This window comes from Streptomyces sp. NPDC058579 (genome assembly GCF_042718575.1).
Lineage (GTDB): Bacteria > Actinomycetota > Actinomycetes > Streptomycetales > Streptomycetaceae > Streptomyces.
Window position 1 is genome coordinate 199,752 of sequence record NZ_JBHXPI010000001.1, and the last position, 19,225, is coordinate 218,976.

19 protein-coding genes are annotated in these 19,225 nt (G+C 70.5%); 7 read left to right on the plus strand and 12 right to left on the minus strand.

Annotated features, from left to right (window positions below):
- Positions 1-17: 17 nt before the first annotated feature.
- The 3 genes from ACFWRO_RS00945 to ACFWRO_RS00955 all read right to left on the minus strand — a co-directional run bounded on the left by ACFWRO_RS00945 (position 18) and on the right by ACFWRO_RS00955 (position 2,947).
- Complete coding sequence (locus tag ACFWRO_RS00945; RefSeq protein ID WP_384503074.1) at positions 18-1,817, minus strand: spermidine synthase; 1,800 nt, start codon at positions 1,815-1,817, stop codon at positions 18-20.
- A 75-nt stretch (positions 1,818-1,892) separates the two neighbouring features.
- On the minus strand, positions 1,893-2,411 hold the full coding sequence (locus ACFWRO_RS00950; RefSeq protein ID WP_384503076.1) for a DUF2617 family protein: 519 nt from the start codon (positions 2,409-2,411) through the stop codon (positions 1,893-1,895).
- 338 nt (positions 2,412-2,749) lie between these two features.
- Positions 2,750-2,947 carry a hypothetical protein gene (locus tag ACFWRO_RS00955; RefSeq protein ID WP_384503078.1) on the minus strand — a complete coding sequence of 66 codons (198 nt, stop codon included), beginning with the start codon at positions 2,945-2,947 and terminating at the stop codon, positions 2,750-2,752.
- A 93-nt stretch (positions 2,948-3,040) separates the two neighbouring features.
- On the opposite strand from ACFWRO_RS00955, the gene ACFWRO_RS00960 reads away from it, so the two are divergent.
- Together ACFWRO_RS00960 and ACFWRO_RS00965 are read left to right on the plus strand one after the other, a co-directional pair.
- Positions 3,041-4,222 (plus strand): pyridoxal phosphate-dependent aminotransferase, encoded by a 1,182-nt coding sequence (locus ACFWRO_RS00960; protein WP_384503079.1) that lies wholly within the window; start codon positions 3,041-3,043, stop codon positions 4,220-4,222.
- A gap of 274 nt (positions 4,223-4,496) precedes the next feature.
- Positions 4,497-5,672, plus strand: coding sequence for a glycosyltransferase family 39 protein (locus ACFWRO_RS00965; RefSeq protein WP_384503701.1), 1,176 nt, complete (start codon positions 4,497-4,499; stop codon positions 5,670-5,672).
- A gap of 24 nt (positions 5,673-5,696) precedes the next feature.
- Here ACFWRO_RS00965 and ACFWRO_RS00970 read toward each other — a convergent pair whose 3' ends face one another.
- Together ACFWRO_RS00970 and ACFWRO_RS00975 are read right to left on the minus strand one after the other, a co-directional pair.
- On the minus strand, positions 5,697-6,233 hold the full coding sequence (locus ACFWRO_RS00970; protein ID WP_384503080.1) for a YbjN domain-containing protein: 537 nt from the start codon (positions 6,231-6,233) through the stop codon (positions 5,697-5,699).
- Complete coding sequence (locus ACFWRO_RS00975) at positions 6,230-6,427, minus strand: hypothetical protein (protein WP_384503082.1); 198 nt, start codon at positions 6,425-6,427, stop codon at positions 6,230-6,232. The genes ACFWRO_RS00970 and ACFWRO_RS00975 overlap by 4 nt, the downstream gene beginning before the upstream one ends.
- Here ACFWRO_RS00975 and ACFWRO_RS00980 point away from each other — a divergent pair.
- Positions 6,426-6,809, plus strand: coding sequence for a hypothetical protein (locus ACFWRO_RS00980; RefSeq protein ID WP_384503084.1), 384 nt, complete (start codon positions 6,426-6,428; stop codon positions 6,807-6,809). The genes ACFWRO_RS00975 and ACFWRO_RS00980 overlap by 2 nt on opposite strands.
- A gap of 10 nt (positions 6,810-6,819) precedes the next feature.
- Here ACFWRO_RS00980 and clpB read toward each other — a convergent pair whose 3' ends face one another.
- Positions 6,820-9,405, minus strand: coding sequence for an ATP-dependent chaperone ClpB (gene clpB, locus ACFWRO_RS00985; RefSeq protein ID WP_384503085.1), 2,586 nt, complete (start codon positions 9,403-9,405; stop codon positions 6,820-6,822).
- A gap of 140 nt (positions 9,406-9,545) precedes the next feature.
- Between clpB and ACFWRO_RS00990 the strand changes: the two genes are divergently transcribed.
- Positions 9,546-9,959 carry a pyridoxamine 5'-phosphate oxidase family protein gene (locus tag ACFWRO_RS00990; RefSeq protein WP_362005807.1) on the plus strand — a complete coding sequence of 138 codons (414 nt, stop codon included), beginning with the start codon at positions 9,546-9,548 and terminating at the stop codon, positions 9,957-9,959.
- A gap of 138 nt (positions 9,960-10,097) precedes the next feature.
- Here the strand turns inward: ACFWRO_RS00990 and ACFWRO_RS00995 are convergent, their stop codons facing one another.
- A complete protein-coding gene (locus ACFWRO_RS00995; RefSeq protein ID WP_362005805.1) occupies positions 10,098-10,415 on the minus strand; it encodes a (2Fe-2S)-binding protein in 318 nt (105 codons plus the stop codon).
- Entirely contained in the window at positions 10,412-10,609 is a 198-nt protein-coding gene (locus ACFWRO_RS01000; protein WP_362005803.1) for a hypothetical protein, read from the minus strand. Before ACFWRO_RS01000 ends, ACFWRO_RS00995 begins: the two co-directional genes overlap by 4 nt.
- A 131-nt stretch (positions 10,610-10,740) precedes the next feature.
- On the opposite strand from ACFWRO_RS01000, the gene ACFWRO_RS01005 reads away from it, so the two are divergent.
- On the plus strand, positions 10,741-11,721 hold the full coding sequence (locus ACFWRO_RS01005) for a helix-turn-helix transcriptional regulator (protein ID WP_384503086.1): 981 nt from the start codon (positions 10,741-10,743) through the stop codon (positions 11,719-11,721).
- A gap of 77 nt (positions 11,722-11,798) precedes the next feature.
- Here the strand turns inward: ACFWRO_RS01005 and ACFWRO_RS01010 are convergent, their stop codons facing one another.
- From ACFWRO_RS01010 to dnaK, 4 genes are read right to left on the minus strand one after another with little or no spacing between them, the layout of a single operon-like run.
- On the minus strand, positions 11,799-12,251 hold the full coding sequence (locus tag ACFWRO_RS01010) for a heat shock protein transcriptional repressor HspR (protein ID WP_384503087.1): 453 nt from the start codon (positions 12,249-12,251) through the stop codon (positions 11,799-11,801).
- Positions 12,252-12,255: 4 nt separating this feature from the next.
- Positions 12,256-13,455 (minus strand): molecular chaperone DnaJ, encoded by a 1,200-nt coding sequence (gene dnaJ / locus ACFWRO_RS01015; protein ID WP_384503088.1) that lies wholly within the window; start codon positions 13,453-13,455, stop codon positions 12,256-12,258.
- A gap of 39 nt (positions 13,456-13,494) precedes the next feature.
- Positions 13,495-14,139 (minus strand): nucleotide exchange factor GrpE, encoded by a 645-nt coding sequence (gene grpE, locus ACFWRO_RS01020; protein ID WP_384503089.1) that lies wholly within the window; start codon positions 14,137-14,139, stop codon positions 13,495-13,497.
- The gene (dnaK, locus tag ACFWRO_RS01025; RefSeq protein ID WP_384503090.1) at positions 14,139-15,992 is read right to left on the minus strand and encodes a molecular chaperone DnaK; all 1,854 of its coding nucleotides are present in this window, start codon (positions 15,990-15,992) and stop codon (positions 14,139-14,141) included. The genes grpE and dnaK overlap by 1 nt, the downstream gene beginning before the upstream one ends.
- Before the next feature lie 262 nt (positions 15,993-16,254).
- Here dnaK and ACFWRO_RS01030 point away from each other — a divergent pair, with 262 nt between their 5' ends.
- Together ACFWRO_RS01030 and ACFWRO_RS01035 are read left to right on the plus strand one after the other, a co-directional pair.
- Positions 16,255-16,773 (plus strand): sugar transferase, encoded by a 519-nt coding sequence (locus tag ACFWRO_RS01030; protein WP_384503091.1) that lies wholly within the window; start codon positions 16,255-16,257, stop codon positions 16,771-16,773.
- A gap of 166 nt (positions 16,774-16,939) precedes the next feature.
- The gene (locus ACFWRO_RS01035; protein WP_384503092.1) at positions 16,940-19,204 is read left to right on the plus strand and encodes a heterodisulfide reductase-related iron-sulfur binding cluster; all 2,265 of its coding nucleotides are present in this window, start codon (positions 16,940-16,942) and stop codon (positions 19,202-19,204) included.
- Positions 19,205-19,225: the final 21 nt, after the last annotated feature.

Consider the following 19,225-nt stretch of genomic DNA (forward strand, 5'->3'; position numbering starts at 1 on the left):
CGCCTGTTCGCGCGTGCTCAGCCGCCGTAGCGCGGATGGACCAGCGTCGACGCCGGTGGTGGGGCGGCCCGGTCGTCGCGGGTGCGTTCGACGGCCCGGGCGCCCGTCAGCAGGGCCCCGGCCGTCAGGGAGCGCAGCGGGGGCGTGTCGGCGGGGAGGGCGAGGTCGGGCGGGTAGGTGCCCGCCGCCGCGAGCAGGTACCCCCAGTCGGCCGCCCCGGCGGCCGCCGCGTCCGTGTCCGTACCGCCCGAGCGGTCCGCGCGGTCGGGGCCCGCGGCGAGGTGCGCCCCGCGGCCGTGCGCGCTGTAGGGGCGGGTCGCGAAGCCGGCCGCGCGGAGGGTGGAGTCGACGGTCCAGTACGTACGGGGGGAGGCGGCGGCCGAACCGGCGTGCACGACGAGCCGCCCGTCGTCGGAGAGGACCCGGGCGGCCAGGCCGTAGAACTCCTCGGAGTACAGCTTGGCCCCGGCCGAGATGCCCGGGTCGGGGAGGTCGGAGATCACCACGTCGTACCGCTCGCGCGGCCCCTCACTCACCCCCGCCCCGACCGGCCCGAACGCCCCGCCCGACCTGCCCAGCGGGCCCGACCTACCCGTCCCGAACGCCCCGCCCGCCCCGTCCGGCCCCGTCGTCGCCGCCTCGCGCAGCCAGCGGAACGCGTCCGCGTAGGCGAGCCGGACCCGCGGGTCGCTCAGCGCGCGGCCGTTGAGCGCGGTGAGCTCCGGGTGGGTGCGGGCGAGCCGGGCGACTCCGGGGTCGGCCTCCACGACGGTGACCGAGCGGACCCCGTCGTGACGCAGCACCTCGCGCGCGGCGAGGCCGTCGCCACCGCCGAGGATCAGCACGCGCGCGTGCGACCCGTTCATCGCCGGGTGGACCAGCGATTCGTGGTACCGGGAGTCGTCCGCGCCGCCCGCCCGCAGCCGGCCGTTCACGAAGAGGTCCGGCGGGCTGCCGCGCTCCCCCGTCACGACCACTTCCTGACGGTCGGTGCGCACGGCGACCCGCACGTCGTCCCCGTACACCGCGCGGCGCGCGGCGTCCTCGAAGTCGTCGACGAGGACGGTGGCGGTGGCGAGGACGGCGAGGACCACCAGGTTCGTGCCGATCAGGAGCGCCCGGGACCGGCTGGTCAGGTCGCGCCGGAACAGCCACAGCACCAGGCCGCCGCCCGCCACCGCGTTCACCGCACCGGTGACGAGCGCGCCGGTGAGCTGGCCGAGCCAGGGCAGCAGCAGGAACGGGAAGGCGAGGCCGCCGACCAGCGCGCCCACGTAGTCGGCGGCGAAGAGGTCGGCGACGGTGCCGGCCGGGTCGGCGGCGCTGTCCTTCCGTTCGGCCTCCCGCGCGCCCGGGTGGCGCGCCGAACGCGCCGACTCCGCCCGCTGGATCAGCGACATGAGGAGCGGGATCTCCGCCCCGATGAGGACGCCGATGGCGAGCGAGAACGCCACCAGGACGTACTGCGCCTCGCCCAGCCAGGCGAACGCGGCGTACAGCACGAGGGCCGAGCAGCCGCCGATCAGCGCGAGGCCGCACTCGACCAGGCCGAAGCCCACGGCGGCACGGCAGCGCAGCCGCTTGGCGAGCAGCGAGCCGACGCCCATCGCGAAGACCATCACGGACAGCACGACCGAGGCCTGCGTGACCGAGTCGCCGATCAAGTACGAGGCGAGTGCGACCAGTTCCAGTTCGTAGACGAGACCGCAGGCGGCGCAGACGAAGACGACGACGAGGACCGGATACCGCACCGTGCTCGGCCGAACGGGCAGCCGTGTCACCCTCTTGGGTGGCATGGTCAGGGGCGGATCGATCATGTTCGTAACGCTACGTCACACATCTGTCGCCGCTTGTCACCCACACGAGTGCACCTGAGGCGTACGGGAGGCGCGTCACAGCGCGGCGGACATACGGACGCCGATCTGCGTCCGGGTGACCACCAACTGTCCTTCCTGCGGGTACGCGTGCCAGGTGCGCCACCGCACCTGGCCCTCGTGGCGCTGCGCCAGCATCGCCGTGAAGGCGTGCGGGGAGCCGGGGAACGTCCCCGCGAGGCCGTTGGGATGGTCGGCGACGAGCGCCAGCAACTCCTGGGCGCGGCCCGCGAAGGAGCCGTGGTTGAGCTTCTCGACGCGGGCGGCGAATTCGTACTCCCACCCGCCGATCCGCTTCGAGACACCCAGCGGCAGCGGCGTACTGCTGCCGGGCATACAGGCGACGGTCTCCGAGCAACGGCGCTCCTCTTCCTCCAGAAGCACCTGGTGGGAGGCGCCGAGCAGGCGCAACTGCAGTTTGGCTCCGGTCAGTTCGAGGTCGAGCACGGCGAGGGCGGGCAGCGGCTCGCGCCCGAGCGCCCAGGCCAGATCGGCCGCACGTGTGTCGGTATAGGAGGTTTTCAGGGTCGTGAGCATGGGTCGGCTCCGCAAACACGGTTTGACGGGTGGGCCGGGGGCGCCCCGGAGAAAGGGTTCAACGGGAGTGGGGGATCGCCGGCTCGGGTCCACACACGGTCCGAGGGCTGGTCTCTATCAACAGCGAGGGAATCACGGACTTCGAGCGACTCGCAGCCTTTTTACCCAACTTGCCGTGCTTTCCATCCCCTTCGGGGACCCAACAGTTCAATTGTTCTGAGAAACCCGATTTCTGGGCTCCAACACAAAGGTGTCCGGCGGATGTTGGAACGCCGGACACCCTGGTGATCGCGGAGGCGACTGCCCCGTGACAGTCGCCTCCGAGTCGTCACCCCCGGTCAGTCGCCGCCGCCACCGCCGCCACCGCAGCCGCCACCGCCACCGCCGCCACAGGACGACCCGCCGTCCGAGCCGCACCCGCCTCCGCCGCCGTCCGACCAGCCGCCACGCCGCCTGCCGCCCCGCCCCCTGCGCGTCGCCGACACCACGCCCAGCGCGATGGCGAAGACGATGAACATCATGGCCAGTACTTCCATCTGTGACACCCCCGTAGGTCTCTGTGCGTGGGGGATGCCCGATGCGGGCGCGCGCCAAAGCGCACTTGAGGAAGTCCAGAGCTTCGGCCCAGGATGACGGGCATGACACGACCGCTGCTCAACCGCAGGCTCGCCGAGTTCGGCACCACGATCTTCGCCGAGATGTCCGCGCTCGCCGCCAGGACCGGGGCGATCAACCTCGGGCAGGGCTTCCCGGACACCGACGGCCCCGAGGAGATCCGCGAGGCGGCGGTCCGGGCGCTGCGCGACGGCCGCGGCAACCAGTACCCGCCCGGCCCCGGCGTCCCCGAGCTGCGCACCGCCGTCGCCGAGCACCAGCTGAAGCGGTACGGCCTGGCCTACGACCCCGGCACCGAGGTCCTGGTCACGGCGGGCGCCACGGAGGCCATCGCCGCCGCGCTGCTCGCCCTCGTCGAGCCCGGCGACGAGGTGATCGCCCTGGAGCCGTACTACGACTCCTACGCCGCCTGCGTCGCGATGGCGGGCGGCACGCGCGTCCCCGTCACCCTCCGCCCGCACGAGGGACGCTTCGTCCTGGACCTGGACGAGCTGCGGGCCGCCGTCACCGACCGGACCCGGCTGATCCTGCTCAACACCCCGCACAACCCCACCGGCACCGTCCTCACCCGCGCCGAACTGACCGCGATCGCCGAGCTCGCCGTCGCCCGCGACTTGCTCGTCGTCACCGACGAGGTGTACGAGCACCTGGTCTTCGACGACGCCGAACACCTGCCGATCGCGAGCCTCCCGGGGATGCGGGAGCGCACGGTCACCATCGGCTCGGCCGGCAAGACGTTCTCGTTCACCGGCTGGAAGGTCGGCTGGATCACCGCGTCCCCCGAGCTGACCACCGCCGTCCGGTCCGCGAAGCAGTACCTCACGTACGTGACCTCCGGACCGTTCCAGTACGCCGTCGCCGAGGCGCTGCGGCTGCCGGACACGTACTTCGACTCCCTGCGCGCCGATCTGTCGGCCAAGCGCGATCTGCTGAGCGACGGGCTCGCCCGGGCGGGCTTCGACGTCTACCCGCCCGCCGGGACCTACTTCGTCACCACCGACATCCGGCCGCTGGGCGAGTCCGACGGCTTCGCCTTCTGCCGGGCCCTGCCCGAGCGCGCGGGCGTGGTCGCCATCCCCAACGCCGTCTTCTACGACCACCGCGCCGAGGGCGAGCCCTTCGTCCGCTTCGCGTTCTGCAAGCGCGTCGATGTGATCGAGGAGGCGGTCTCCCGGCTCAAGGGCCTCGCGGGGTGAGACGCGGGGGCCTCGGAAGGTGAGACGCGGGGGCCTCGCGGACCGAAGGGGCTGACGGGCCTCGCGGGCCGACGGAGCGGAAGGGACGGGTGAGCCTCGCGGGCCGACGGGGCTGAAGGGACGGGTGAGCCTCGTGGGGTGAGCCTCGCCGCGCCCGGGTTTTTTTCACCCGGGTGGGCCCCTCGCTCGCGCGCGCCCCCTCCGTGCCTCGCTAATTGTCGGGTAGACCGATTTGTCGGGCCGATCCCGATTCCCGTGCGCACGGAGGTGCACCCTGTCCGCCGAGACTCTCGACCGCCCGGCGCCGACCACCGCCGCTGCCCGGAGCGTCCCCCGCTGGCGGGCCTCGCTGCACCGGGCCGCGCCCGCGCTCGGTCTCTTCGCGGCCGCGCGGCTGACCGGGATGCTGGTGCTCGCCGCCTGGGCCTGGCACATCGGGCGTTCGCCCCGGGCGCTGCTCGCCACGTCCTGGGACTCCGGCTGGTACACCCGGATCGCCGCGCACGGCTACGGCCACACGCTCCACTGGCCCGACGGGGTCGTCCAGTCCGACCTCGCCTTCTTCCCGCTCTACCCGGCCCTCGTCCGCGCGGTCACCACCGTCCTGCCCGTCGAGGGCGGCACGGCCGGGCTGCTGCTGTCCTGGGCGTCGGCCGGCGCGGCGGCCTGGGCGATCTACCTGATCGGCGAGCGGCTGTACGACCGCCGCACCGCCGTCCTGCTCGTCCTGCTCTGGGGCCTGCTGCCGCACTCGATCGTGCTGTCGATGGCGTACACCGAGCCGCTGATGACGGCCCTGGCCGCCTGGTCGCTGTACGCGCTCCTCACCCACCGCTGGCTCTGGGCCGGCGCCCTGGCCGCCCTGGCCGGGCTCTCCCGCCCCAACGGGATCGCCGTCGCGGCTGCGGTCCTGGTGGCGGCGGCGTACGCGCTGTACCGGCGCGGGGGCATCCCCCGGCTGTGGGCGGGAGCCGCGCTCGCGCCGCTCGGCTGGCTCTCGTACCTGCTCTGGGTGGGCGCGCGGCGCGGCGATCTGCTCGGCGGCTACTTCGCCGTCCAGGACGGCTGGACCTCCCGCTTCGACCTCGGGAAGGGCGCGCTGGTCTTCGTCCGGGACATGCTGAGCGGGCCGACGCAGTTCGGTTTCGCGACGGCGCTGCTGTTCACGGGCGCCGGGGTGCTGCTCTTCGCGCTGCTCGCCCTGGTGGAGCGGCCGCCGCTGCCGGTCCTGGTCTACGCGGGCGTCCTGGTGCTCATCACCGTCGGCGGCTCCGGCTTCTTCGAGTCCAAGCCGCGCTTCCTGCTGCCCGCGTTCCCGCTGCTCTTCCCGCTGGCCCAGGCACTGACGAAAGCCCGGCCGAGGGCCGCGATCGTGGTGATCGCGGCCCTGGCCGGGCTCTCGTTCAGCTTCGGGGCGTACGCCCTGACGCTCGCGCGGATGGCCCTGTGAGGGCGCCCCGCGTGCCCTGAGGGCTCAGGCCTCGTCGCCCTCGGAGGACTTGTCCTCCGGGGACTCCAGGCCGAACTGCTCCACGAGCCACTTGTCGAACTCGATCGAGGCGCGGACCCAGCTGACGGTCGACGACACGAAGTGCTCCAGGGCGACGCCGGTGCCGATCAGCATCTGGGCCTCGCCGATGAGGCGGAGGGTGGCGGAGCCGTCCTCCTCCTCGTGCAGGTGCGTGTAGACCTTCGGCCACAGCGTGCGGCGGTTCCAGTCGTCGATCGCGTCGAGGATCCGGGCGCGGTCGTCCGCCGAGTGCGGGCGGTCGTAGAAGGTCCGCACCGAGAAGACACGCTGGTCCTCCTCGCCGCGGAACATGAAGTACGTGCGGAATTCCTCCCACGGCGCCGCGAGGTCACCCTCGTCGTCGACGACGTACTTCAGCTCCATCTGCTCGAGGAGCTGCTTGACCAGGTCCTGGTCGGGGACGACGGGGCCCGCCGGTCCTGCGGCCTGAGGCTGGGGCTGGCCCCCGAAATTCGGAATCGAGGACGGGTCGATGCTCACCGTGAATATCCCTTCGTACGGTTGCCGCCATCCTCCCCCATGCCGGGCGGTACGGCGCAAGCCCCACCTGCCGCGATCCGCTGCGGGCTGACAAACTCGGGGCCCATGGGGGAGAACGCGATAAAGAACACGGGGAAGAAAGTGCCGCCGGTGCGGCCGCGCGCGTGGACGTGGGTCTGGGTCTCCGCGCTCATGACCGTACTGTGCGGGGCGCCGATCGCCCTGCTGGTGTGGGGCGCGATGGCCTGGGACGAGATGGGCGAGGCGAAGCCCGTCGACTGCGTGGAGGCGATGGAGTTCGCCCGCGGCTCGCTGCCGGCGGGCGCCCAGGAACCGGTGTGCACGGCGGCCCACTGGCAGGACACGAGCGTCACGGTCGAGTTCCGGATGGAGCGCGCCGCGTACGAGCCGTGGATCGCGGCGGTCTATCCGGACCGGACGAAGGCCCTGACCTGCGAGCACGGCTTCGCCGCCTGCTCGCGGGCGTCCTTCGACGACGCCCTGTTCGTGGACGTGGCCGTGGCGTACGAGGACGGTGACACCGCCCTCGTACGCCTCAATGCCTTCGACACCTGACCGCGCCCGCCTACTGCGCCGCGCCCACGATCAGCCCGTCCTCGAAGCGGTCCACGCGGACCGTGTCGCCGTCTCGGACCTCGCCCGCGAGGATCTCCTTGGCGAGCCGGTCGCCGATCGCGGTCTGGATGAGCCGGCGCAGCGGGCGGGCGCCGTACGCCGGGTCCATGCCCTCGTCGGCGAGCCAGGCCACGGCCTCGGGGGTGACCTCCAGGGTGAGGCGGCGGTCCGCGAGGCGCTTGGCGAGCCGGTCGATCTGGAGCTGCGCGATCCGGCCCAGCTCGGTCTTGTCGAGGGCGGAGAAGACCACCAGGTCGTCGAGGCGGTTGAGGAACTCCGGCTTGAAGGAGGACCTGACCACCTCCAGGACCCGCTGCTTCTTCTCGTCCTCGCCGATCAGGGGGTCGACCAGGTACTGGCTGCCCAGGTTGGAGGTCAGGATCAGGATGGTGTTGCGGAAGTCCACCGTCCGGCCCTGCCCGTCGGTGAGCCGGCCGTCGTCGAGGACCTGGAGCAGGATGTCGAAGACCTCCGGGTGCGCCTTCTCCACCTCGTCCAGCAGCACCACGCTGTACGGGCGCCGGCGGACCGCCTCGGTGAGCTGGCCGCCCTCCTCGTAGCCGACGTAGCCGGGGGGCGCGCCGACGAGCCGGGCGACGGAGTGCTTCTCGCTGTACTCCGACATGTCGATGCGGACCATGGCCCGCTCGTCGTCGAAGAGGAAGTCCGCGAGCGCCTTCGCCAGCTCCGTCTTGCCGACACCGGTGGGGCCGAGGAAGAGGAAGGAGCCGGTGGGGCGGTCGGGGTCGGCGATCCCGGCGCGGGTGCGGCGCACGGCGTCGGAGACGGCCCGTACGGCCTCGGACTGGCCGATCAGCCGCCTGCCGAGCTCGTCCTCCATGCGCAGCAGCTTCTGCGTCTCGCCCTCCAGGAGCCGTCCGGCGGGGATGCCGGTCCAGGCCCCGACCACGTCCGCGATGTCGTCGGGGCCGACCTCCTCCTTGACCATCGTGTCCTTGGAGACCTCCTGCTCGGCCTCGGTCGCCTCCTCCAGCTCCCGCTCCAGGGCCGGGATCTCGCCGTAGAGCAGCTGGGAGGCGGTGTCGAAGTCGCCGTCGCGCTGCGCCCGCTCGGCGCGGCCGCGCAGCTCGTCCAGCCGCTCCTTGAGCTCGCCGACCCGGTTGAGGGACTGCTTCTCCTTCTCCCAGCGGGCGGTGAGGCCGCGCAGCTCCTCCTCGCGGTCGGCGAGGTCGCGGCGGAGCTTCTCCAGGCGCTGGAGGCTCGCCGCGTCCGTCTCGTTCTTGAGGGCCAGCTCCTCCATGCGCAGCCGGTCCACGGAGCGCTGGAGCTCGTCGATCTCCAGGGGCGAGGAGTCGATCTCCATGCGGAGCCGGGAGGCGGCCTCGTCGACGAGGTCGATGGCCTTGTCGGGGAGGAAGCGGGAGGTGATGTACCGGTCGGAGAGTGTCGCGGCGGCCACGAGCGCGGAGTCGGCGATCTGGACCTTGTGGTGGGCCTCGTACCGGCCCTTGAGTCCGCGCAGGATCGCGATGGTGTCCTCGACGCTCGGTTCGGCGACCAGGACCTGCTGGAAGCGGCGCTCCAGGGCGGGGTCCTTCTCGATCCGCTCGCGGTACTCGTCCAGGGTCGTCGCGCCGACCATGCGCAGCTCGCCGCGGGCCAGCATCGGCTTCAGCATGTTGCCGGCGTCCATGGCGGAGTCGCCGCCGGCGCCCGCGCCGACGACGGTGTGCAGCTCGTCGATGAAGGTGATGATCTGGCCGTCGCTGGCCTTGATCTCGGAGAGGACGGTCTTGAGCCGCTCCTCGAACTCGCCGCGGTACTTGGCGCCCGCGACCATCGCGCCCAGGTCGAGCGAGACCAGGCGCTTGTTCCGGAGCGACTCGGGGACGTCGCCCTTCACGATCCGCTGGGCGAGGCCCTCGACGACGGCGGTCTTGCCGACGCCGGGCTCACCGATGAGGACCGGGTTGTTCTTGGTGCGGCGGGAGAGGACCTGGACGACCCGCCGGATCTCCTGGTCGCGCCCGATGACCGGGTCGAGCTTGCCCTCGCGCGCGGCCGCCGTGAAGTCCGTACCGAACTTCTCCAGCGCCTTGTACTGACCCTCCGGGTCGGGTGTGGTCACCCGGCGCCCTCCCCTGCTCTTCTCGAACGCGTCGAGCAGCCTTTTCGTACCGGCCCCCTGCTGGGCCAGTACCTCGCCGGCCTGTCCGCCCTTCGCCGCGATCCCGATGAGCAGGTGCTCGGTGGAGATGTAGTCGTCCCCGAGCTCCTTGGCCCGCTTCGCCGCATCGGCGATGACGGCGAGCAGCTCACGGTTGGGCTGCGGCGGCGCGACCGTGGATCCGGTCACGCTGGGCAGGGCGGCCAGCAGCCGCTCCGCTCCGGACCGTACAGCGGCCTGGTCGGCCTCGACGGCGGCGAGCAGATCGGTGATGTTCTCGTTGTCCTGACCCGCGAGGAGCGCGAGCAGAAGATGGGCAGGGGTGAGGTCGGCGTGCCCGCCGGACACGGCGCGGCTGGTGGCCGCGTTGAGCGCCTCCCGGCTCCTGTTGGTCAGTTCGGCGTCCACGTGCGCTGTCTCCTCCTCGGCGTCCGCTGTACAGGTCCCTCAGGACTCCTAAGGCTCCTATGACTGGTCCAGCGTACACAAAGTTGAGTCCATTCCGCTCAAGGTGTCGCACATGGCTCTGCCCCGGGTAGGTTCCGGGCATGGCGACTGACCCGCGGAACCCGGACGACTCGTATCTCAGCTTCTGGCGCGAGTACCACATGTGCACCCTGACGACCCCGCGCGCGGACGGCACCCCGCACGTGGTCGCGGTGGGCGTGACGTACGACCCCGAGGGCGGCGAGAACGGCATCGCCCGGGTCATCACCAACAAGCACAGCCACAAGGTCGCCAACGTCCTGGCGGCGGGCGCGGACGGCGCGCGGGTGGCGGTCTGCCAGGTGGACAAGGGCCGCTGGGCGACGCTGGAGGGCGTGGCCCGCATCCGTACGGAGCCGGACGTCGTCGCGGACGCGGTGGACCGCTACGCGAGCCGCTACGGCCGCGTCCCGGCGCCGAACCCGGACCGGGTGGTCATCGAGATCGCGCTGACGCGGGCCATGGGCCGGGCGTAGCGCGTGACGGCGGACTTACGGGCCCCGCTGCCGGCGCCCGCACGGGCACAGCACAGCGGCGCCATCGCGTTTCAGGTCCGCGATGGCGCCGCTGTGTGGGGGAAGTACCTGAGCGATCTTGAACGACGGGGGAACCGCTCAGGCACTGCGGGGGGTGGCGGTGATGGTCTCGGACTCGACCAACTGGTGGTCACGCTGGTCGAGGTTGACGAAAATCATGCCGTAACGAATGGCACACCGGACGGGCTGTGGGGCGCCACGGGGTTTCCGGAGGCATCGGTAGGCTCGGATGTCCTCGTCGTCCCCGCGCCTGATGATGATCGGCTCTCCGAAGAGGGTGACCATCAACGAATCGCCACCGTGCGGCACGGCGGTGACGAGGTCGATGAAATGCCACCCGGAACGGTAGGCAGCCGCCATCTCACGGCGGAAACGAGAGTCGTCGGGAACGTTCATGCGCCGACGAGGGACCAGCCGGGGTCGTTCACGCCGGCCGGAGCCGACGACCAGCCCGGGTCGGCAACCGCGGCGACCTGCGTGCCCGCCGGTTCCGAGTGCCAACCGGGGTCCTGTACCGCCCCCAGCGCTCCCACTGTGGCGGCCGCGATGAAGGCGACTCCGGCCACCGCGCGTATGAGCTTCTTCATCATCACCGAGCAACCTCACTTGAAGATATGTCTTCTCCAACCCCCCGCGTCTAAGACGATGGCTTACTCTCTGCGCTTCCACCACCAAACCCATGCATCATGTTCCTGAGATGCAGGAGCCTGGGGGTGTACATATGCAGAAACAACCGGACGAATCCGGCCACCCCCATTCGCATGCAGAGTTGTGCAAGGCAGGCGCCGAGCTGTACGCCAGCGCTCTGCGCACGGGGCGAATACCCCGGTCAGAGGCTGTCGAGACGCCCTGCCTGCTCGATCTGTCGCTGCTCCACCCGGACCCGGACGACGCCCAGTGGATGCGCCCTATCCCGCCTTCCTCGGCGCTGGCACAACTTCTCCAGCCCATCGAGCGCGAGATTCTGGAGCGCCGACGCCAGACGGTCGCGCTGTCCGACGCTTTCGAGCCGTTCATGTCGATCACCGCGCAGGACCAGCCCTCCACGCACGCCATCACCGTCCTCGAGGGCATCGGCCGGATCAACGCCACCCTCGACCGGGTCGTCGCCAACTGCCGCATGGAACTCCTGACCGTCCAGCCCGGCGGCGGCCGGCCCGCCCACGCCCTGGCCGAGGCGCTGGAGCGGGTCTCCCCCCTCCTGGGCCGCGGCATCAACATGCGCACGCTCTACCAGCACACCGCCCGCCACACCGAGCTCACGCTCACCTACCTCGAACACGTCGGCCCCGAGGTACAGGTCCGCACGCTCGAGGAGATCATCGACCGGCTGATCATCGTGGACCGCGAGGTCGCCTTCATCCCCGCGCGCAGCGACCGGCAGGTCGCCCTGGAGCTGCGCCACCCGGGCATCGTCGCGTACCTCGTCGGCGTCTTCGACCAGTTCTGGCAGCTGGCCGTCCCGATCCGCGCAGAGATCCCGTACGACATCAAGACGGACGGCATCAGCGGCATCCAGCGCTCCATCGCCAAGCTCCTCGTCGAGGGCCACGTCGACGAGGCCATCGCCCGCCGGCTCGGCATGAACGTGCGGACCTGCCGGGCCCACATCGCCAAGCTCGCCTCCGCCCTCGGCAGCGGCAGCCGCGCCCAACTCGGCTATCTCATCGCCCAGTCCGGCCTTCTGGAGCAGGATCACTGACCAGGTACGCACAGATCGACGAAGCCCCCGCCACGGTCCGTGGCGGGGGCTTCGTACGAAAACGGCTTACGGGACGGCTACTCGCCGCGCTTCGGGCGCCAGACCACGAGCGCGCTCGCCTGCTGGACGTCCTGGTACGGGACGAGGTCGCGGCGGTACGAGGCGTGGACCTGCGCCTCGCGCTGCTGCATCGCCATCGCCGCGCCGTCGACGGCCGCCGACAGCTCGGCGACGCGCTGCTGGAGCGCGGCCACCTGGTGCTCCAGCTCGATGATGCGCTTGATGCCGGCCAGGTTGATGCCCTCGTCCTGCGACAACGCCTGCACCGTGCGGAGCAGTTCGATGTCACGGGCCGAGTAGCGCCGGCCCCGGCCCGCCGTGCGGTCGGGCGAGACCAGGCCGAGGCGGTCGTACTGACGCAGGGTCTGCGGGTGCAGGCCCGAGAGCTGGGCCGCCACCGAGATGACGTACACCGGCGACTCGTCGGTCAGTTCGTACGGGTTACGGCTGCGTCCCGGTCGGCTGTCCATCGGGTCAAGCTCCCTTCGCGGCCTGGAACAACTCTGCCCTGGGGTCCTCGCCCGCCGTCGCCTGACGGTAGGTCTCAAGGGCCTCGCGGGCCTTGTCGTCGAGCTCCTTGGGCACCGCGACCTCCACCGTCACCAGCAGATCGCCGCGCGTCCCGTCCTTGCGGAGCGCGCCCTTGCCGCGGGCGCGCATCGTCCGGCCGTTGGGCGTGCCGGCCGGCAGCTTCAGCGTCACCGCCGGGCCGCCGAGCGTCGGCACCTTGATCTCGCCGCCGAGCGCCGCCTCGTCGAAGGTGACGGGCACGGTGACGGTCAGGTTGTCGTCCCTGCGGCCGAAGACCGGGTGGGCGTCGACATGGACGACCACGTACAGATCGCCGGACGGGCCGCCGCGCTCGCCGGGAGCGCCCTTGCCGCGCAGCCGGATCCGCTGGCCGTCGGAGACCCCGGCGGGAATGCGGACCTGCATCGTGCGGGAGGACTTGGCCCGGCCGCTGCCCTTGCAGACCTCGCAGGGGGTCTCGGCGATCAGGCCGCGGCCCTTGCAGTCCACGCACGGGTCGGTGAGCGAGAAGCCGCCGCCGCTGCCGCGCGAGACCTGGCCGGTGCCGACGCAGGTCGGGCAGACGCGGGGCGTGCCGTTCTTGTCGCCGGTGCCCGAACAGGCCTTGCAGGGCGCCTGGGAGGACATCCGCAGCGGCACCGTGGCGCCGTCCACGGCCTCGGTGAAGCTGAGCGTCACCTCGGACTCGATGTCCTGGCCGCGGCGCGGCTGCGTGCGCGTGCCCGCGCCGCCGCCCGCGCCCCGGCCGAACATGCCGCCGAGGACGTCGCCGATGCCGCCTCCGAAGCCACCGGCCCCGCCCGCCCCGCCGGCTCCGCCGGGGCGCTGGGCGCCGCCGAAGAGGTCGCCCAGGTCGAAGTTGAACGAGCCGCCCTGCCCGCCGGGCCCGGCGCGGAAGCCGCCGTTGCCGAAGAGGGCGCGGGCCTCGTCGTACTCCTTGCGCTTCTTGGGGTCACCGAGGATGTCGTTCGCCTCGGAGATCTCCTTGAAGCGCGCCTCCGCGCTCGTGTCGCCCTTGTTGGCGTCCGGGTGGTTCTCGCGGGCGAGCTTCCGGTACGCCTTCTTGATCTCGGCGTCGGTGGCGTCCTTGGGGACGCCGAGAACCTTGTAGTAGTCCTTCTCGACGAAGTCCTTCGTGCTCATCGACGTCCCTCCTTCCGGACTGCTCCGGTGTTCGTCGCGCTAGCCCTCTTCGGGGCCACCGCTCTCCTCGTCCGCCGGCTTCTCTTCCTTCGCGGCCGGCGTCGCCCCGGGCTGGGGCTCGGCCACCGCGACGCGGGCGGGCCGGATGGTCCGCTCGCCGATCCGGTACCCAGGCTGCAGGATCGCCACGCAGGTCGTCTCCGTGACGTCCGGCGCGTAGCTGTGCATCAGGGCCTCGTGGATCGTCGGGTCGAAGGGCTCGCCCTCCTTGCCGAACTGCTGCAGCCCCAGCTTGGCGGCCACCGTCTCCAGCGACTCGGCCACCGACTTGAAGCCGCCCACGAGTTCGCCGTGGTCCCGGGCCCGGCCGATGTCGTCGAGCACGGGCAGCAGCTCCGTCAGGAGGCCCGCGACCGCGATCTCCTTGACGGTGACCCGGTCACGCTCCACCCGCCGGCGGTAGTTCTGGTACTCGGCCTGGAGCCGCTGGAGGTCCGCGGTGCGCTCACCGAGCGCGCTGCGTACCTGGTCCAGCTGCGCCGTCAGGCCGGCCGTCTGTGCGGCGTCCCCGGCCGGGGCCGCCGAGCCCTCCTCCGCGGAGGGGGTCTCGGCGGTCTCGGCGGCGTCGTCGGCGCCGGAGGGGACGTCGGGCTTCTCCTCGAAGCCCGGGGTCTCCTCCGTCATCAGGCAGCGCCGCCCTTCGCGTCACCGGGCTTCTCGTCGTCGACGATCTCGGCGTCGACGACGTCGTCGTCGGCCTTGGCCTCGCCCTGCGGGGCGTCGCCGCCGGCGGCCTGCGCGGCCTGGGCGTCGGCGTACATGGCCTGGCCGAGCTTCTGGGAGACGGCCGCGACCTTCTCGGTGGCCGTACGGATCTCCGCGGTGTCCTCGCCCTTGAGCTTCTCCTTCAGCTCGGCGACGGCGGTCTCGACCTCGGTCTTGACCTCACCGGGGACCTTGTCCTCGTTGTCCTTGAGGAACTTCTCCGTCTGGTAGACGAGCTGCTCGCCCTGGTTGCGGGACTCGGCGGCCTCGCGACGGGCGTGGTCCTCGTCCGCGTACTTCTCGGCCTCTTCGCGCATCCGGTTGACCTCGTCCTTCGGCAGCGAGGAGCCACCGGTGACGGTCATCTTCTGCTCCTTGCCCGTGCCCAGGTCCTTCGCGGTCACGTGCATGATGCCGTTGGCGTCGATGTCGAAGGCGACCTCGATCTGCGGGACGCCACGCGGGGCCGGCGGCAGACCGGTCAGCTCGAACATGCCGAGCTTCTTGTTGTACGCCGCGATCTCGCGCTCGCCCTGGTAGACCTGGATCTGCACCGACGGCTGGTTGTCCTCGGCCGTCGTGAAGATCTCGGACCGCTTGGTCGGGATCGTGGTGTTGCGCTCGATGAGCTTGGTCATGATGCCGCCCTTGGTCTCGATACCAAGCGACAGCGGGGTCACGTCGAGGAGCAGGACGTCCTTGACCTCACCCTTGAGGACACCGGCCTGCAGGGCGGCGCCGATGGCGACGACCTCGTCCGGGTTCACACCCTTGTTGGCCTCCTGGCCACCGGTCAGCTCCTTGACGAGCTCGGCGACGGCCGGCATACGGGTGGAGCCACCGACGAGAACGACGTGGTCGATCTCGGACAGGTTGATGCCCGCGTCCTTGATGACGTTGTGGAACGGCGTCTTGCAGCGGTCCAGAAGGTCGGCCGTGAGCTGCTGGAACTGAGCCCGGGTGAGCTTCTCCTCCAGGTGCAGCGGGCCCTCGGCGGAGGCCGTGATGTACGGCAGGTTGATCGACGTCTCGGTGGAGGACGACAGCTCGATCTTCGCCTTCTCCGCGGCCTCGCGGAGACGCTGGAGAGCCATCTTGTCCTTGGCCAGGTCGACGCCGTGACCGTTGGCGAACTGCTTCACCAGGTAGTCGACGACGCGCTGGTCCCAGTCGTCACCACCGAGGTGGTTGTCACCGTTGGTGGCCTTCACCTCGACGACGCCGTCGCCGATCTCCAGGAGGGACACGTCGAAGGTGCCGCCACCGAGGTCGAAGACGAGGATCGTCTGGTCGTCCTTGTCCAGGCCGTAGGCCAGGGCGGCCGCGGTCGGCTCGTTGACGATGCGCAGGACGTTGAGGCCCGCGATCTCACCGGCCTCCTTGGTGGCCTGACGCTCGGAGTCGTTGAAGTACGCCGGGACGGTGATGACCGCGTCGACGACCTTCTCGCCCAGGTACGCCTCGGCGTCGCGCTTCAGCTTCTGCAGGATGAAGGCGCTCATCTGCTGCGGGTTGAAGTTCTTCCCGTCGATCTCGATCTTCCAGTCGGTGCCCATGTGGCGCTTGACCGACCGGATGGTCCTGTCGACGTTGGTGACCGCCTGGCGCTTGGCGACCTCGCCGACGAGCACCTCACCGTTCTTCGCGAAGGCGACGACGGACGGCGTGGTCCTGGCACCCTCGGCGTTGGTGATGACGGTGGGCTCGCCGCCTTCCAGAACGCTGACGACGGAGTTAGTCGTGCCCAGGTCGATGCCGACCGCACGTGCCATTTCAATTCCTCCAGCTGACCGACTTGAGTGGATCTGGCTCAAGGATGCACGACGAGGTCGAGTGCGTCAACAGACCTGAGTGGAGCCGACTCAACTCTTCACCCTGAGAGTCACTCAAAGAGGCGCGGATGGCGCGTCGATCCCGACCTCGGCCCTCCGCGGCGCGAGAGAGTCCGGATACCCCTGTCGGGCAAAGCGGGCTTAGCGCTCATACACCCCGAATATCCCACGAATATCACTCGAAAGGGTGTGGGAAAGCTTCATGACGGCCAAGCGCGCACTGGACCTCTTCGGCGGACTGACCCTGCTGACCGTCCTCTCCCCCCTGTTCGCCGCCGTCGCCCTCTCCGTCGCCCTCGCGACCGCGGGACCGGGCGGGGTGATGCGCCGCCGCACCGTCGCGGGCCGGCACGGACACCCCTTCGAGATGCTCACCTTCCGCACGAAGACCCCACTGGCCGGACTGCCCCTGCTGCTGCACGTCGTACGGGGCGAGATGTCCCTTGTCGGCCCGTGCCCGCTCACGCCCGGGCACCGCGAGTGCGTGGGCGAGTCCCGCCGCCGGCTGTCGGTGCGCCCCGGCGTCACCGGGCTCTGGCAGATCAGCGGGCGCTCGGAGCTGCCCTGGGAGGAGCGCGAGCTGCTCGACCTCCACTATGTGGACCATCACTGGCTCGGAATGGACCTCGCCATCCTGGCGCGTACGCTTCCAGCAGTCCGCAGGCGTCGCGCGGCGAGCGGTTCCACGGCCGGACGGACCCGGCCGGCAAGGCTTGCCTGAGCGACACAGATCACCGCGGGTGCCGCTACAGGGCGGCGCCGTCAGGCGGTAATCTCAGCTCGGACTGAATAAGTTACCGCTTAGTAGTGCCACACTCGACAGTGCCGGGGACGTCACTGACGAGGGTCGGCACTCCCGCCTCGCAGGCCCGCCCGAGGAGCCCCTCATGCAACTCGCCGCGATCATCGTGTCGATCGCCATCACGGTGGTGGCCGTCGCGCTGTTCGGCCGCGCCACCGCGCAGATCTACCGCTACGTGATGCTCGGCCAGCCCGTACCCGCAGGCACGCGCACCGGCGACCCGAAGCAGCGCACCATCACGCTGGTCAAGGAGTTCCTCGGCCACACGCGCATGAACCGCTGGGGCGTCGTCGGCGTGGCGCACTGGTTCGTGGCGGTGGGCTTCTTCTCGCTGCTGCTGACGATCGTCAACGCCTTCGGCCAGCTCTTCCAGGCCGACTGGCTGATCCCGATCATCGGCGACTGGCTGCCGTACGAGATCTTCACCGAGTTCCTCGGCCTGATGACGGTCCTCGGCATCGTGACCCTCATCGTGATCCGGCAGCTCTCCAAGCCGACCAGGGCGGGCCGCAAGTCGCGCTTCACGGGCTCCAAGACCGGCCAGGCGTACTTCGTCGAGGCCGTCATCCTCATCGTCGGCCTCTGCATCATGACGCTGCGCGCCCTCGAAGGCGTCCAGCACCACGTGACCAGCTGGGAGCCCGGCTTCTTCGCCTCGTACCCGCTGATCGCGCTCCTCGACGGCCTGGACCTCTCCACGATCCAGCACCTCACATACTTCGTCGCGGCGCTGAAGATCGTCACGTCCTTCACGTGGATGATCACGGTCTCGCTGAACACCAACATGGGTGTCGCCTGGCACCGCTTCCTCGGCTTCCCGAACATCTGGTTCAAGCGGAACGCGGACGGCTCCACCGCCCTCGGCGCGCTCCAGCCGATGACGACGGCCGGCAAGGAGATCGACTGGGAGGACCCGGCCGAGGACGCCGTCTTCGGTGTCTCCCAGGTCGAGCAGTTCTCCTGGAAGGGCATCCTCGACTTCTCCACCTGTACCGAGTGCGGCCGCTGCCAGTCGCAGTGCCCCGCCTGGAACACGGGCAAGCCGCTCTCCCCCAAGCTCCTGATCATGTCGCTGCGCGACCACGCGCACGCCAAGGCGCCGTACCTGCTCGCGGGCGGCGGCAAGGACATGGAGGGCAACGAGAAGGCCACGGCGGAGCAGCTCGCCGGTGTCCCGGCCGCCGCTCTGGCGGAGGCCGAGCGCCCGCTGATCGGCACCGCCGAGGAGAACGGCGTCATCGACCCGGACGTGCTGTGGTCCTGCACCACCTGCGGTGCGTGCGTGGAGCAGTGCCCGGTCGACATCGAGCACATCGACCACATCGTCGACATGCGCCGCTACCAGGTGATGATCGAGTCCGCCTTCCCCTCGGAGGCCGGCACGATGCTCAAGAACCTGGAGAAGAAGGGCAACCCCTGGGGCCTGGCGAAGAAGAAGCGCGTCGAGTGGACCAAGGAGGTCGACTTCGAGGTCCCGATCGTCGGCGAGGACGTCGAGGACCTCACCGAGGTCGACTACCTGTACTGGGTCGGCTGCGCGGGCGCCCTGGAGGACCGGGCCAAGAAGACGACGAAGGCCTTCGCGGAGCTGCTGCACATGGCGGGCGTCTCGTTCGCGATCATGGGCGGCGACGAGAAGTGCACGGGTGACTCCCCGCGCCGCCTGGGCAACGAGCCGCTGTTCCAGCAGCTGGGCCAGGAGAACGTCGCGATGCTGAACATGGCGTTCGGCGAGGACGACGAGTCCCCCGAGACCAAGAAGCCGAAGTCGGCGAAGAAGATCGTCGCGACCTGCCCGCACTGCTTCAACACGATCGCGAACGAGTACCCGCAGCTGGGCGGCGAGTTCGAGGTCATCCACCACACGCAGCTGCTCCAGCACCTCATCGACGAGGGCAAGCTGGTCCCGGTGACGCCGGTCGACGGTCTGATCACGTACCACGACCCGTGCTACCTGGGCCGCCACAACAAGGTCTACACGCCCCCGCGCGAGATCATGTCGGCCGTCCCGGGCCTGCGCCAGCAGGAGATGCACCGCCACAAGGAGCGCGGCTTCTGCTGCGGCGCCGGTGGCGCGCGGATGTGGATGGAGGAGCGGATCGGCAAGCGCATCAACAACGAGCGAGTCGACGAGGCCCTGTCCCTGAACCCGGACATCGTCTCGACGGCCTGCCCGTTCTGCCTGGTCATGCTGACCGACTCGGTCAACGGCAAGAAGAACGAGGGCAAGGCGAAGGAGTCCGTCCAGGTGGTGGACGTGGCGCAGCTGCTGCTCGACTCGGTGAAGAAGAAGCCGGAGGCCGCCGAGGGGGCGGACGAGCCGGATCCTGAGCCGGTGTCGGCGGAGTAGTAAGCACGTGTAGAGATGTAG

Coding starts and splice junctions, on each gene's coding strand:
- ACFWRO_RS00945 (WP_384503074.1), bottom strand. CDS start 1,817: ATGATCGATCCGCCCCTGACCATGCCACCCAAGAGGGTGACACGGCTG.
- ACFWRO_RS00950 (WP_384503076.1), bottom strand. CDS start 2,411: ATGCTCACGACCCTGAAAACCTCCTATACCGACACACGTGCGGCCGAT.
- ACFWRO_RS00955 (WP_384503078.1), bottom strand. CDS start 2,947: ATGGAAGTACTGGCCATGATGTTCATCGTCTTCGCCATCGCGCTGGGC.
- ACFWRO_RS00960 (WP_384503079.1), top strand. CDS start 3,041: ATGACGGGCATGACACGACCGCTGCTCAACCGCAGGCTCGCCGAGTTC.
- ACFWRO_RS00980 (WP_384503084.1), top strand. CDS start 6,426: ATGACCGTACTGTGCGGGGCGCCGATCGCCCTGCTGGTGTGGGGCGCG.
- ACFWRO_RS00975 (WP_384503082.1), bottom strand. CDS start 6,427: ATGAGCGCGGAGACCCAGACCCACGTCCACGCGCGCGGCCGCACCGGC.
- ACFWRO_RS00990 (WP_362005807.1), top strand. CDS start 9,546: ATGGCGACTGACCCGCGGAACCCGGACGACTCGTATCTCAGCTTCTGG.
- ACFWRO_RS00995 (WP_362005805.1), bottom strand. CDS start 10,415: ATGAACGTTCCCGACGACTCTCGTTTCCGCCGTGAGATGGCGGCTGCC.
- ACFWRO_RS01000 (WP_362005803.1), bottom strand. CDS start 10,609: ATGATGAAGAAGCTCATACGCGCGGTGGCCGGAGTCGCCTTCATCGCG.
- ACFWRO_RS01005 (WP_384503086.1), top strand. CDS start 10,741: ATGCAGAAACAACCGGACGAATCCGGCCACCCCCATTCGCATGCAGAG.
- ACFWRO_RS01010 (WP_384503087.1), bottom strand. CDS start 12,251: ATGGACAGCCGACCGGGACGCAGCCGTAACCCGTACGAACTGACCGAC.
- dnaJ (WP_384503088.1), bottom strand. CDS start 13,455: ATGAGCACGAAGGACTTCGTCGAGAAGGACTACTACAAGGTTCTCGGC.
- grpE (WP_384503089.1), bottom strand. CDS start 14,139: ATGACGGAGGAGACCCCGGGCTTCGAGGAGAAGCCCGACGTCCCCTCC.
- dnaK (WP_384503090.1), bottom strand. CDS start 15,992: ATGGCACGTGCGGTCGGCATCGACCTGGGCACGACTAACTCCGTCGTC.
- ACFWRO_RS01030 (WP_384503091.1), top strand. CDS start 16,255: ATGACGGCCAAGCGCGCACTGGACCTCTTCGGCGGACTGACCCTGCTG.
- ACFWRO_RS01035 (WP_384503092.1), top strand. CDS start 16,940: ATGCAACTCGCCGCGATCATCGTGTCGATCGCCATCACGGTGGTGGCC.